The 13,772-nt window shown below is 75.1% G+C and carries 11 protein-coding genes and 1 pseudogene; 4 read left to right on the top strand and 8 right to left on the bottom strand.

Going from position 1 to position 13,772, the window contains the following annotated elements:
- Positions 1-60: 60 nt before the first annotated feature.
- The 7 genes from C8046_RS12825 to fdhD form a co-directional block, all read right to left on the bottom strand.
- Positions 61-708: an ABC transporter ATP-binding protein gene (locus C8046_RS12825; RefSeq protein WP_109229788.1), complete on the bottom strand. Its 648-nt coding sequence runs from the start codon at positions 706-708 to the stop codon at positions 61-63.
- Positions 705-1,535, bottom strand: coding sequence for an ABC transporter permease (locus C8046_RS12820; protein ID WP_109229787.1), 831 nt, complete (start codon positions 1,533-1,535; stop codon positions 705-707). Before C8046_RS12820 ends, C8046_RS12825 begins: the two co-directional genes overlap by 4 nt.
- Positions 1,536-1,542: 7 nt before the next feature.
- The gene (modA, locus tag C8046_RS12815) at positions 1,543-2,391 is read right to left on the bottom strand and encodes a molybdate ABC transporter substrate-binding protein (RefSeq protein WP_109229786.1); all 849 of its coding nucleotides are present in this window, start codon (positions 2,389-2,391) and stop codon (positions 1,543-1,545) included.
- A gap of 56 nt (positions 2,392-2,447) precedes the next feature.
- Entirely contained in the window at positions 2,448-2,846 is a 399-nt protein-coding gene (locus C8046_RS19485; protein ID WP_419183559.1) for a DUF4184 family protein, read from the bottom strand.
- Entirely contained in the window at positions 2,762-3,217 is a 456-nt protein-coding gene (locus C8046_RS20010; protein WP_199224473.1) for a DUF4184 family protein, read from the bottom strand. Before C8046_RS20010 ends, C8046_RS19485 begins: the two co-directional genes overlap by 85 nt.
- A gap of 31 nt (positions 3,218-3,248) precedes the next feature.
- Entirely contained in the window at positions 3,249-3,665 is a 417-nt protein-coding gene (locus C8046_RS12800; protein ID WP_109229784.1) for a TOBE domain-containing protein, read from the bottom strand.
- A gap of 192 nt (positions 3,666-3,857) precedes the next feature.
- Entirely contained in the window at positions 3,858-4,706 is an 849-nt protein-coding gene (fdhD, locus tag C8046_RS12795; protein WP_109229783.1) for a formate dehydrogenase accessory sulfurtransferase FdhD, read from the bottom strand.
- Positions 4,707-4,886: 180 nt separating this feature from the next.
- On the opposite strand from fdhD, the gene C8046_RS12790 reads away from it, so the two are divergent.
- From C8046_RS12790 to C8046_RS12780, 3 genes and pseudogenes are all read left to right on the top strand, one after another.
- Positions 4,887-6,305, top strand: a complete 1,419-nt coding sequence (locus tag C8046_RS12790; RefSeq protein ID WP_109229782.1) for an MFS transporter — start codon at positions 4,887-4,889, stop codon at positions 6,303-6,305.
- Positions 6,306-6,308: 3 nt separating this feature from the next.
- Positions 6,309-8,497 (top strand): annotated as a pseudogene (locus C8046_RS12785) (molybdopterin oxidoreductase family protein).
- Positions 8,497-10,053: an FAD-dependent oxidoreductase gene (locus C8046_RS12780; protein WP_109229781.1), complete on the top strand. Its 1,557-nt coding sequence runs from the start codon at positions 8,497-8,499 to the stop codon at positions 10,051-10,053. The pseudogene C8046_RS12785 and the gene C8046_RS12780 overlap by 1 nt, the downstream one beginning before the upstream one ends.
- Positions 10,054-10,062: 9 nt before the next feature.
- On the opposite strand, the gene C8046_RS12775 is transcribed toward C8046_RS12780, so the two are convergent.
- Entirely contained in the window at positions 10,063-10,908 is an 846-nt protein-coding gene (locus tag C8046_RS12775; RefSeq protein WP_109229780.1) for an NmrA family NAD(P)-binding protein, read from the bottom strand.
- A 256-nt stretch (positions 10,909-11,164) separates the two neighbouring features.
- Between C8046_RS12775 and nirB the strand changes: the two genes are divergently transcribed.
- Entirely contained in the window at positions 11,165-13,771 is a 2,607-nt protein-coding gene (nirB, locus tag C8046_RS12770) for a nitrite reductase large subunit NirB (RefSeq protein ID WP_109229779.1), read from the top strand.
- The last annotated feature ends 1 nt before the right edge of the window (position 13,772 follow it).

Raw genomic sequence — 13,772 nt, 5'->3', positions numbered from 1 at the left:
AAAAGCAAACTTTCTTCGATCCCCGACATAAGAGATCCTGAGGTCGAGGGACCCTGAGCCCTAGGCCAGCCGCACCTCACGCGTCGCGAGCTGGTCCACCTCGGCCGGATCGTGCGTGACCAGCAGCGCCGGGACCCCGAGCTCGACCAGGGCGTCGCGGACGAGGCGACGGACGTCGTCGCGCACCCGGATGTCCAGCGCCGCGAACGGCTCGTCCAGCAGCACCGCGCGAGGCCGCGAGGCGAGCGCGCGCGCGATGGCCACCCGCTGCGACTGCCCGCCCGACAGCCGGTCGGCGCGCAGCTGGGCGCGGTCGGCGAGGCCCAGCCGGTCGAGCCACTCCCCCGCCTCCGCGCGCGCCTCGCGCCGGTGGACGCCGCGCGCCCGCAGCCCGTAGGCGACGTTCTCCAGCGCGGTGAGGTGCCCGAACAGCAGGTGCTGCTGCGGGACCAGCCCCACGCCGCGCCGCTCGGGCGGGACGAAGGCCGCCTCGCCGTCGAGCACCGCACCGCCCAGCGCCACCTCCCCGGAGACGAGCGGCACGAGGCCGGCGACGGCGCCCAGCAGCGAGGACTTCCCGGCCCCGTTCGGGCCGGTGAGGGCCACGACCTCCCCCGGCCCGATCCGCAGGTCGAGGCGCACCTCGAACTCGCCGCGGCGCACGACGGCGTCGCGCACCTCGAGCGTGCCGCTTACCTGGCCGCTCACGGCGTCCCCCCGAACGCGGTGAGCCAGCGCGAGCGCAGCAGGATCAGCACGGCCGCCGAGATCACCACGAGCACGATCGAGAGGGCGACGGCGGCGTCGGGGCTCTGCTCCATCGCCAGGTAGATCGCGGTGGGCATGGTGCGCGTGGTGCCGGGGAAGTTGCCGGCGAACGTGATCGTCGCGCCGAACTCGCCGAGCGCCCGCGCGAAGCAGAGCACCGCGCCGGCACCGACCGCCGGAGCCACCATCGGGAGCGTGACGCGGCGGAAGGTCGTCCAGCGGGAGGCGCCGAGCGTGGCGGACACGTCCTCGAACCGGCGGTCGAGCCCGCGCAGGGCGCCGTCGACCGACAGCACGAGGAACGGGAGCGCGACGAACGTCTGCGCGAGGACGACCGCCGTCGTCGTGAACGGGATCGTGAACCCGAACCACGTCTCGAGGTGCTGCCCGACCAGCCCACGGCGGCCGAGCAGGCTCAGCAGCGCGACGCCGCCGACCACCGGTGGCAGCACCATCGGGAGGGTGACGACGGCGCGGATGACGCCTCCGCCCGGCAGCCGACCGCGCGCGAGCAGCCACGCGAGCGGCACGCCGAGCACGAGGCTGATCGCGGTCGCCGTCGCCGCCGTGCGGAGCGAGAGCCACAGCGCCTGGGCGACCGGACCGGTCGCCACGAGGGCGATCAGCTCCGACCACGGGGCGCGCAGCAGCAGCGCCAGCAGGGGCAGGCCGAGGAACGCCAGCGCCGCCAGCCCCGGGAGCAGCAGGGCGAGCGGCGGGCGACGGCGGCGGGCGGCGCGCGGGAGGGGGTCGGTCGGTGTGCTCACGGGTGGGTCACGGCAGGTCGAAGCCCGCCGCCTCGAGCACGGCGGTGCCCTCCGCCGACAGGACGAGGTCGACCCACGCCCGGGCCGCGTGGGGGTTCGGGGCCGCAGTGGCGACCGCGATGAGGTTGTCGTTCACGGCCTCGGCGGCCTCCGGGAACGTGATGGTCGTGACGGTGTCTCCGGCGCTGCGGGCGTCCGTAGCGTAGACGAGCGACGCGTCCACCTCACCGGAGGCCGCGAGGTTCAGCGCGGCGGTGACGTTCTCGGCGTAGGTGTCCACCGACGGCGTGACGCCCGCGGCCTCGAACACCGTCGAGGCCGCCGCCCCGCACGGGACCTCGACGGCGCAGACGGCCAGCGTGAGGTCGGGGTTCGCGAAGTCCGCCAGCCCCGTGACGCCGCCCTGGCTGTTGGTCGGCGAGACGATCACGAGCGTGTTGCTCGCGAAGGTGACCGGGTCGGTCACCTCGGCGGCGGCCTGCTCCATGGTCGAGGCGCTCGCGGTGGCCAGCACGTCGACCGGGGCGCCGGAGTTGACCTGCTCGGCCAGGGCCGAGCTCGCGGCGAAGCTGAACGTCACGCTGACGCCGGGGTGCTGCTCCTCGAACGTGGTTCCCAGCTCCTCGAAGACTCCCTGGAGGGAGGCCGCGGCGAAGACGACGAGGTCGCCGGTGACCTGCTCGACGGCTGAGGCCGTGGACTCCGAGGCGGACGCGGACGGATCGGTGTCCGACGGCGACGCGTCCGACCCCGCGTCCGGGCCGGCGCACGAGGCGAGCAGGGCGACGGCGGCGAGCACCGCCGTCGTCAGCACGGCCCGGCGGCGGGAGGAACGGGGTGCGGTGATCTCGCTCATGCGCCTACACAACCACGGTGGAGCCGCATCTGCGACTTCAAGTTTGGGCTGACGCCTCAATCGCGTCGGATGACCCACCACACCGCCGCGTACAGGAGCACGGCCGCCACCGCCGTCGTACCCCCCGTCTTCGCGGCCGCGGACAGCACGCTCTCGAGGCCGGGAGAGGCGCTCTCGCCCAGGAGCGTCACCACGCCGACCACGGCGCCGACGACCCCGGCGGCGGCGAGCGCGGCGACCAGCAGCGCGCGGCGTCGTCCGACGCGCCAGGTCCCCGAGGCGATCCAGCGCCGGACACCGGCGAGTCCCCACGCCGCCAGCGCGGCGAGGCCGAGGACGGTGCTGGCGTGCTGCAGCACGCGGGCCGCCGTCAGGTCGCCGAGCAGGGGCTCGCGCAGCCACGCGACGTGCTGCACGACGAACCCGTCGCCGTGCGTGAAGGAGTCCCAGACCACGTGGGTGAGGACGCCGATCGCCAGGGAGGCGACGATCCAGCCCGCCCAGCCGATCCGCCCGACCCCCGGCGACGGGGCCCGCGACCGGGCGCCCCGCCGTCGACCCCCACGAGGTCGGCCAGCGGCGCCCGCACGAACCACCAGACGGCGAGGAGCACGGCCGCCGTCGGCACCGCGACGGTGAGGGCGCCGGGCCAGGCGTGCGACGTCGTCGCGTTGACGAACGGCTCGTACCAGGCGCCGGCGTAGCGCGGCAGCGGGAGGAAGTAGGGGACGTCCGGGCTCAGCGCGCCGGCGACGAGCGCGGCGGTGACGAGCGGGCCGCGCCGCAGCGGCAGGACGGCCGCCGGGTGGGCGAGGGTGAAGGGCACGACTCGGGAGCCTAGGCGGTCGCGCGGGGAGTCAGCGGCCCAGACCCTCGATGCCCACGTTGGTCGCCTTCACCGTGGCGGCGACGAGCGAGCCCTCCTCGAGCCCGAGCTCGTCGGCGGCCTCGCGCGAGATGAGGGAGACGAGCCGGTACGGGCCGGCCTGGACCTCGACCTGGGCCATCACGCCGTCCCGGACCACGCGCGTGACGATGCCGCGCAGGCGGTTGCGGGCGGACGACGGCGTGAGGTCGCCGAGGTCGTCCCGCTGCGTCGCGGCGGCGGCCGCCTCCTGCGCGGCGAGCTGCGCGACGGCGGCGGCCGGGTAGACGGTGACGCCCGCCGTCGTGCTCGGCTCGATCCCGGCCGCCGCGGCCCGCCGACGGACGGTGTCGGCGCTGACGCCGAGCAGGGCTGCAGCCTCGGAGACCTTGATGTCGCGCGTCGTCATGCGCCCACTGAACCACTCCCCAGCCGCACCTGCGCGCCGGACCCCGCCGTCGCCCCGCATCCGCGAGGGGCTTGAGCACTCCGGCGAGGGGTTTCTGCACCACCCGCGAGGGGGTTCTGCACCACCCGCGAGGGGTTTTCGGCGACAGTTCGCCAGAACCCCCTCGCCGGCGGTGCGGAAACCCCTCGCGGATCAGGGGGCCGGGGCGTCGAGGGCCAGGATCCGGTCGGGGCGCGTGTAGACGACGGCCGACTCGCCCCGGACGAAGCCGACCAGCGTCAGCCCGATCTCGTCGGCGAGATCCGCCGCGAGCGACGACGGCGCCGAGACCGCCGACAGCACCGGGATCCCCGCCATCGACGCCTTCTGCACCAGCTCGAAGCTCGCGCGCCCCGACACCTGGAGCACGCACCCCGTGAGCGGCAGGCGGTCGTTCAGCAGCGCCCACCCCACCACCTTGTCGACGGCGTTGTGCCGCCCGACGTCCTCGCGCAGCACGAGCAGCTCGCCGCTCGCCGCGTCGAACAGGCCGGCCGCGTGCAGCCCGCCCGTGCTGTCGAAGATCGCCTGGCGCTCGCGCAGCAGGTCGGGGAAGGACAGCAGGCGCTCGAGCTCGACGGTGACCGGGTCGCCCACCACGGCGTGCTGCGAGACCGTCCGGACCGCGCTGATCGAGGCCTTGCCGCAGATCCCGCACGACGACGTCGTGTAGAACGCCTTCGTCAGCTCCGGCGCCGGCGGCGCCACGCCGGCCGCGAGCGCCACGTCCACGACGTTGAACGTGTTCGAGCCGTCCGCGAGCCGGCCGGGGGCGTAGTCGGCGGCCGCGAAGTCCTCGCGGCGGGCGATCACGCCCTCGGACACCAGGAACCCCGCCGCGAGCTCGAAGTCGTGCCCCGGGGTGCGCATCGTGACGGCGAACGCGCGTCCCGCGACCCGGATCTCCAGCGGCTCCTCGGCCGCGAGCGTGTCGGGGCGCACGACGGCGGCGCGCCCCACGCGCAGTCGCGTCACCGGTCGGCGCTGCGTGGTTCGGGCCATCCCGTCACCCTAGTGACGAACCGGCCCGCGACCTCCGGCTCACAACGGGCCCGCGTCGCCTGTGCGGAAGATGCACCACGGATGTGACGCGGGGGCACGTCCCGGGAAACACGGCGCTCCTAGCGTCGGGTCAACCGCGCTGCGCAGCCCCGACGCAGACCCGGCACGAGGAGACCCGCCATGACCGCCCCGGCCCCGTTGGATCCCCGGCTCGCCCCCGCCGCCACGCTCGACGTCGCGCCCGCACCCCCCGCCGCACCCCCCGCGACCACCCCGCCCGCAGCGACCCGCCCCCTCACCACCCGCCGCGGCCGGTGGATCGACGGCTGGAACCCCGAGGACCACGCCCAGTGGGAGGGCGGCGGACGCCGGATCGCCCGCCGCAACCTCGGGCTCAGCGTCTTCGCCGAGTTCCTCGGGTTCGCCGTCTGGGCCTCGTGGAGCATCGTGGTGCCCCAGCTGTCGGCCGCGGGCTTCGCCCTCACGGTCGACCAGAGCTTCTGGCTGATCGCGATCCCGAGCCTCGTGGGGGCGGCGCTGCGGATCCCGTACACGTTCGCCGTCGCACTGGTCGGCGGCCGGAACTGGACGATCGTGTCCGCCCTGCTGCTCCTCATCCCCACCGTGGCGATGGCGATCGTGCTGCAGCGGCCCGAGACGTCGTTCGGCGTCATGGTGGCGATCGCGGCGCTCGCCGGCTTCGGCGGCGGCAACTTCGCCTCCTCGATGGCCAACATCTCGTTCTTCTACCCGCAGGCGGAGAAGGGCAAGGCCCTCGGCCTCAACGCCGCGGGCGGCAACCTGGGCACCGCCGTCGTGCAGCTCGCGGTGCCGCTCGTCATCGTCGGCGCGGCCGGCATGCAGCTCGAGCGCGCCGGCCTGATGTTCGTGCCGTTCATCCTCCTGGCCGCGATGCTCGCCTGGCGCTTCATGGACAACCTCACCGACGCCTCCTCCGACCCCCGCGCCTACGCGAAGGCCGCGAACCACCGCCACACGTGGGTGATCTCGTTCCTCTACATCGGCACGTTCGGCTCGTTCATCGGCTTCTCCGGCGCGTTCCCCACGCTGCTCGCCGCCACCTTCCCCGAGGTGTCGCTGTCCCTCGCCTTCCTCGGGGCGCTGGTCGGTTCCGTCGCCCGCCCGCTCGGCGGCATGGTCGCGGACCGGCTCGGCGGCGCCCGCGTGACGGTCGCTGCGTTCGCCCTCATCGCGGCCGGCGCGGCCGGCGCCGTCCTCGCGCTCCGGCAGCGCGACGTCGTGCTGTTCTTCGGATCGTTCCTCGTCCTGTTCACCGCGACCGGCATCGGCAACGGGTCGGTCTACCGCATGATCCCGGTCGTCTTCCGGCACGGTGCGACCGACGACGCCGAGCGCGCCCAGCGGGCCAGGGCGGCGGCCGGGTGCATCGGCATCGCGGGCGCCGTCGGCGCGATCGGCGGGTTCGCGGTCCCCCGCGCCTTCGCCGCCTCCACCTCGTCGACGGGCTCCATCCAGGCCGCGCTCCTCGCCTTCATCGGGCTGTACGCCGTGATGGCGCTCGTGACCTGGTGGACCTACGCCCGACGCGGCAGCGCGTTCGGCACGACGGTGGTCTGACGCATGACGACGACGGCGAGCCACTGCCCGTACTGCGCCCTCCAGTGCGCGCAGCAGCTCGACGCCACGCCCGGCGACCCGACCGGCCCCGTCACGGTGACCGCGCGCCAGTTCCCCACCAACCGCGGCGGCATGTGCCAGAAGGGTTGGACCAGCGGCTCCGTCCTGACGGCGACCGACCGGTTGCGCACCCCGCTCGTCCGTGGCGACGACGGCGAGCTCCACCCGGCCACGTGGGACGAGGCTCTCGACCTCGTGGCCTCGCGCATCACCGCGCTGCAGGCGGAGAGCGGCACCGACACCATCGCCGTCTTCGGCGGCGGCGGGCTGACCAACGAGAAGGCCTACGCCCTGGGGAAGTTCACCCGCACCGTGCTGCGCACGCGCTTCATCGACTACAACGGCCGGTTCTGCATGGCGAGCGCGGCGGCCGGCGCGAACCGGACGCTCGGCGTCGACCGCGGCCTGCCCTTCCCGCTCGCCGACCTGGGCGGCGCGCAGGCCGTGCTCCTGCTCGGCTCCAACGTCGCCGAGACGATGCCGCCCGCCGTGCAGCACCTCGCGGGCGTGCGCTCGCGCGGCGGCCTCGTCGTCGTCGACCCCCGGCGCAGCGCGACGGCGGCGCTCACCGCCGACGGCGCCGGCCTCCACGTCCAGCTCGTCCCCGGCACGGATCTGGCGCTCCTGCTCGGCCTCGCGCACCTCGTGCTGGCCGAGGACCTCGCCGACCTCGACTACCTCTCCTACCGCGCGACCGGCGTCGACGAGCTCTACCGCAGCGTCGCCGCCTGGTGGCCCGAGCGCACCGAGCAGGTCACGGGCGTCGACGTCCCCACCCTCCGGCAGCTCGCCCGCCTGCTCGCCGCCGCGTCCCCCGCGCGGGGCGGTGCCGGCGCCTACGTGCTCACCGGCCGCGGCGTCGAGCAGAGCTCGCAGGGCACCGCGACCGTCACCGCGGCGATCAACCTGTCGCTCCTCCTGGGGCTGCCGGGCCGGGTGGGGTCGGGCTACGGCGCCATCACCGGCCAGGGCAACGGTCAGGGCGGCCGCGAGCACGGCCAGAAGTCCGACCAGCTGCCGGGTTACCGCTCGATCGAGGACGACGCCGCGCGCGCCCACGTCGCGGCCGTCTGGGGCGTCGACCCCGCGACGCTGCCGCGCTCCGGGGTCCCCGCCGTCGAGCTGCTGCAGCGCCTCGGCACCCCGGCGGCCCGCGGGCCCTGCTCGTGCACGGCTCGAACGTGGTGGTCAGCGCGCCAGCGGCGCGCACGGTCCGGGACCGGTTGGCCGCCCTCGACCTGCTGGTGGTCTGCGACTTCCTGCCGTCGGAGACGGCGCTGCTGGCCGACGTCGTGCTCCCCGTCACGCAGTGGGCGGAGGAGGAGGGGACGATGACGTCGCTCGAGGGGCGCGTGCTGCGCCGCCGCCGCGCGATCGCTCCCCCGCCCGGGGTCCGCAGCGAGCTCGAGGTGCTGGCCGAGCTCGCGGCCCGCCTCGGTTCGGACGTCGCCTTCCCCACCGACCCCGCGCTCGTGTTCGACGAGCTGGCCCGCGCCTCGGCCGGCGGCCGCGCGGACTACTCCGGCCTCTCGCACGCGCGCCTGGACGCCGAGGACGACCTGTTCTGGCCCGTCCCCGCCGCGCGCGACGGCGAATCCCCGCACCCCGGGACCCCGCGCCTGTTCCTCGACCGCTTCCCGTGGCCGGACGGCCGGGCCCGGCTCGTCCCCGTCCAGCACGTCGGCCCGACCGAGGACGTCCATCCCGGGGCCCCGACCTACCTCGTCACGGGGCGGGTGCTCGCGCACTACCAGTCCGGCGCGCAGACCCGGCGCGTGGCCGAGCTGGTCGCGAGCGCCCCGGAGGCGCTGCTGGAGATCCACCCGCTCCTGGCCGACCTCCTCGAGGTCGAGCCCGGCGACCTCGTGCGCCTCACCACCCCCCGCGGCAGCGCCGTCGCCCGCGCCCACCTCACCACCGACGTCCGCCCCGACACCGTCTTCCTGCCGTTCCACTGGAGCGGCGCGAGCAGCGCCAACCGCCTCACCACCGACGCGACCGACCCGATCTCCGGGATGCCCGAGTTCAAGGTGTGCGCCGTCGCCGTCGAGCGGTGGGACGGTCCGGACGGCGTGCTCGACGACGTGTCGCTCCTCGACGAGTCCGTCCTCGCGGGCGGGGCGGTCGCCTGATGCGCGTCGTCGTCGTGGGTCACGGGATGGTCGGGCACCGGGTCCTGGACGAGCTGGCCGCGCACCGGCCGGCGGGCGACGTCGACGACGTCGTCGTCCTCGGCGCCGAGCAGGCCGAGCCGTACAACCGGGTGCTGCTCTCTGAGGTCGTCGCCGGGCGCTACGCGCCCTCCTCGATCCGGCTGCCGGCGCTGGGCGAGCGGTGCGGACGGATCCTCACCGGGCGCCGTGCCGTCCACCTCGACCGGGCCGCGCGGCTGGTGGTCGACGACGCCGGGCAGTCCCACCCGTACGACGCGCTCATCCTGGCGACCGGCGCCTCCGCACGGGTGCCCGACGTCGAGGGCCTCGCCGACCTGCCGCTCCTGGCCGACGCCGGCGTCCACGTCCTGCGCGGGGTGGACGACGCCGTCGGGATCCTCGCGCAGGTGCACGACGCCCGCCGGGCCACGGTCGTCGGCGGCGGCGTGCTCGGCCTGGAGATCGCCCTCGCCCTCGTCGGGCACGGCCTGGCGACCACGCTCGTGCACGGCGGCGACACCGTCATGGACCGGCAGCTCGGCCCGGCCGCCGGGGCCGCGGCCGCGGGGGCGCTCGAGACCGCGGGGGTGCGGGTCCGCACCGGGGCCCGGCCCACCGCCGTCGGGCACCGCGACGGGCGCGTGACCTCGCTGACCCTCGCCGACGGCAGCCAGCTGCTCACCGACCTGGTGGTGCTGGCGGCGGGCACGCAGCCCGACGTCGACCTCGCGCGCGCCGCCGGCCTGCCGGTGAGCCGCGGGATCGTCGTCGGGGCCGACCTCGCGAGCCCCGGCGACCCGCGGGTGTTCGCCGTCGGCGACTGCGCGCAGCCGCCGCAGGGCTCGACCGGGCTCGTGGCGCAGGGCTGGGAGCAGGCGCGGCGCCTCGCCGTCGTGATCGAGCGCCGTCGCGCGGCGCTCACCTCCGGTGAGCCGCCCGTGGCGGAGTCCGACCCGACCGACCCGATCGACCCGGCCGACGGCGGCGAGCTCCCCCTTCCGGCGGGCGGCACGGACGTCGTGCGCGTCAAGGGCGCGGGGATCGACGTCGTGAGCATGGGCGTGAGCGGCGGCACGCACCGGCCCGACGGCGCGCGGCGACTCGCGCTCGCCGACCCCGACGGCGGCCGGTACCTCGAGCTCGTCGTCCTCGACCGACGCGTGGTCGGGGCGACGTGCGTGGGCGGCGGCCGGGTGGCCTCCGACCTCGTGGCGGCCTACACCCGCGGCACCCTCGTGCCCGCCGACCCCGCCCAGCTGCTGCTCCGGCCCGTCGCGGGCGCCGCCGTGACCACCGACTCACCGCTGCGGATGCCCGATTCCGCCACGCTCTGCCGCTGCAACAGCGTCACCAAGGGCCAGGTCGTGGCCGCGTGGCGCGACGGCGCGCGGTCGGTCGGCGACGTCGCGGCGTGCACGCGGGCCACGACGGGCTGCGGCGGGTGCGCCGACGCCGTCGGCGGGGTGGTCGAGTGGCTGCGGGAGTCCGATCCGGAGCAGGCGTCGGCTCCCGCGAGGGACGCGGCCGGGGTCTGACCCGACCCGTCAGGCGACCACCGGGGCCATCTCCGCGCGGGCGAAGGCGGCGAAGGTCCGCGGCGGCCTGCCGAGGACCGCCTCCACGTCGCCCGAGACCGAGTCGAGGGCCCCGGCCGCGATCTGCTCGTACAGCCCGCCGAGCAACTCGGCGAGCTCGACGGGGACGCCGTGGCAGACCTGGTCGTCGACGTACTCCTCGGGGCTGAGCGCCTCGTAGGTCGTGGCGCGACCGGTCTGCTCGCTGATCGTCGAGGCCAGGTCCGCGAAGGAGAACGCCTGCGGCCCGGTGATCTCGTAGGAGCGTCCTGCGTGGGTGGGGTCGAGCAGGGCCTCGACGGCCACCGCAGCGATGTCGTCGGCATCGACGAACGCCTCGCGTCCCTGGCCGGCGGGGACGCGGAGCACCCCCTCGGCGACGGCGTCGGCGAAGAAGTCCTCGGTGAAGTTCTGGAAGAACGACCTCAGGCGCAGCACGGTCGGCGCGAGCCCGGCGTCGGTGAACCCGTCCTCGGTGGCGGCGACGACGCCGTCGTCCATCCCGCCACCGGCCGGGACCGAGACCAGGACGGCCCGACCGACGCCGGCGGCCGCCGCCTGCCGTGCGAACGCGGCGGTCCGCTCCACGGCGGCGCCGTCGCCCAGGTCGGGCATCACGACGTAGACGACGTCCACGCCGGCGAGCGCGGCGCCCCAGGTGCCGGCGTCGTCCCAGTCGAACGGCGGCTCGGTCCGTCGCGACCCCTCGCGCACCGCGGCCTCACGAGCCCGCAGCAGGGGAACGACGCGTCGACCAGTCTTGCCGGTGGCTCCGGTGACGAGGACGGTGGGCGAGCTCGGGGACGGTGTGCTCATGGAGGTTCTCCGCTTCGGTGGGTGGTCGGGTCGGCAGCCGCCGGCGTCTTAACTATACAAACTTGTTTGTCTAGTTACGGCCGGTCGACGAGAGCCGCCTCCAGATCACCGGAACCTCACAGCGCCGAACCGCCCCCTGTGCACCACTTGTTCCCGGCTCGTAACCGGCGCGGTTCCGGGCCGAGACACGGCCCTCGTAGCGTCGTCGACGAGCCGAGCGACCGCCCGGCGATCGACGGCAGGCCCGGAGGATCCCATGCCCCAGACGTCCGAACCCCGCCACCTCGTGGTGGTCGGCGGCGGCATGACGGCCCACCGGCTGGTGGAGGCGCTGCGCTCCCGCGACACCGCCGGCAGCTGGCGGATCACCGTGTTCGCCGACGAGCCGCGCCGCCCCTACGACCGCGTCGCGCTCACGTCGTACTTCTCCAGGCGCGACCCGGAGGAGCTCTCCCTCGGCGACGACGCGCTGTGGGCCGACGAGCTCGTCACGCTGCACACCGGCACCCCGGTGACGGAGATCGACACCGACGCGCGCACGGTCACGGACGACCTCGGCCGCGTCACGCGCTACGACGAGCTCGTGCTCGCGACCGGCTCCTCGGCCGCCGTCCCGCCGATCCCCGGCGCCGACCTCCCCGGCGTCTTCGTCTACCGCACGATCGACGACGTCGCCGCGCTGCGCGGCTGGGTCGCCGAGCGCGAGGAGGCGGGCCGCGGGACGTCCTACGACCGCCCCGTGCGCGGCGCCGTCATCGGCGGCGGGCTGCTCGGGCTCGAGGCCGCCGGCGCGCTGCGGGCCCTGGGCGCGCAGGCCACCGTGATCCAGTTCGGCTCCCACCTCATGAACGCCCAGATCGACCTCGGCGGCGGCGAGGCTCTCAAGCGCCTCATCAACGGCATGGAGGTCGGCGTCCGTGTCGACACCGCGACGGAGAAGATGGTCGCCTCGCGGCGCACCGGCAGCGTCGGGCGGCTCGACTTCACGGACGGCACGCGGCTCGACGTCGACGTCGTCGTCCTGGCCACCGGCATCCGCCCGCGCGACGAGGTCGCCCGGGCCGCCGGCCTGGAGATCGGGCCGCGCGGCGGCGTCGTCGTCGACGACACGTGCGCCACCGACGTCGCGCACGTCTGGGCGATCGGCGAGGTCGCCAGCATCCGCGGCGCCTGCGTCGGGCTCGTCGCCCCCGGCTACGCGATGGCGGAGATCGTGGCCGACCGCCTGCTCGGCGGCGAGGCGACCTACCCGGGCGCCGACACGGCCACCAAGCTCAAGCTCTCGGGCGTCGACGTCGCGAGCTTCGGCGACGCGTTCGGCACCACCGAGCGCTCGATGGAGATCGTCTGGGCCGACCCGGTCGCCGGCGTCTACAAGAAGCTCGTGATGTCCGACGACGCGCGCACCCTGCTGGGCGGCGTCTTCGTCGGCGACGCCTCGGCGTACGCGTCGCTGCGCCCGATGGTCGGCGCCGAGCTCCCAGGCGACCCCTCGGCCTACCTGCTTCCCGAGGGCACCGGCGGCGCCCCCGACCTCGAGCTGCCCGAGAGCGCGACCGTCTGCTCGTGCAACAACGTCTCCGCCGGCGAGGTCCGCGCCGCCGTCACCGAGCACGCCTGCACCGACATCGGTGCCGTGAAGGCGTGCACGAAGGCCGGGACGAGCTGCGGCTCCTGCCTGCCGCTGGTGAAGAAGCTCGTCGGCACCGAGCTCGCCCGCCTCGGCATCACCGTCAGCACCGCGCTGTGCGAGCACTTCGCCCTCTCCCGCGCCCAGCTCTACGACGCCGTCCGGCTGGCCGGCACCCGCACCTTCAGCGAGATCGTCGAGCGGTTCGGTCGCACGGGCAGCCGCGGCTGCGACATCTGCCGCCCGGTGGTCGCCTCGATCCTCGCGACGACGGCGCCCGCGCACGTCCTCGAGGGCGAGCGCGCCTCGCTGCAGGACACCAACGACCACGTGATGGCCAACATCCAGAAGGACGGCTCCTACTCGGTCGTGCCGCGGATGGCGGGCGGCGAGGTGACGCCCGAGGGGCTCATCGCGATCGGTGAGGTGGCCCGCGACTACGGCCTCTACACGAAGATCACGGGCGGCCAGCGCGTGGACATGTTCGGCGCCCGCATCGACCAGCTGCCCGAGATCTGGGCCAGGCTGATCGACGCCGGCTTCGAGTCCGGCCACGCCTACGGCAAGTCGCTGCGCACCGTGAAGTCGTGCGTGGGCTCGACCTGGTGCCGGTTCGGGGTGCAGGACTCGGTCGCCCTCGCCGTGCTTCTGGAGCTGCGCTACCGCGGCCTGCGCTCGCCGCACAAGATCAAGCTCGGCGTCTCCGGCTGCGCCCGCGAGTGCGCCGAGGCCCGCGGCAAGGACGTCGGCGTCATCGCCACCGACAACGGCTGGAACGTCTACGTCGGCGGCAACGGCGGCTTCACGCCGCGGCACGCGCAGCTGCTCGCCGAGGACCTCGACACCGACACCCTCATCCGCGTCATCGACCGCTTCCTCCTCTACTACGTCCGCACCGCCGACCGGCTGCAGCGCACGGCCCCGTGGATCGAGGACCTCGAGGGCGGCCTCGACACGGTGCGAGCCGTGGTCCTGGAGGACTCCCTCGGCATCGCCGCGGATCTCGACGCCGAGATGGACGCCCACGTCGCGGAGTACGTCGACGAGTGGCGAGCCACCCTGGAGGACCCCGAGAAGCTGCGAAAGTTCGCCCCGTTCGTGAACGCGCCCGGCGTGAGCGACCCCGACCTGCAGTACGTCCCCGTCCGCGGCCAGATGCGCCCGGCCACCGCGGCCGAGCGCCGCGAGGGCGCCGTCCTCGTCGCCCCCGCCACCCTGGAGGTCCGCTCGTGAG

This window comes from Serinibacter arcticus, assembly GCF_003121705.1.
Lineage (GTDB): Bacteria > Actinomycetota > Actinomycetes > Actinomycetales > Beutenbergiaceae > Litorihabitans.
This window is presented reverse-complemented; position numbering and strand designations above follow the sequence as displayed.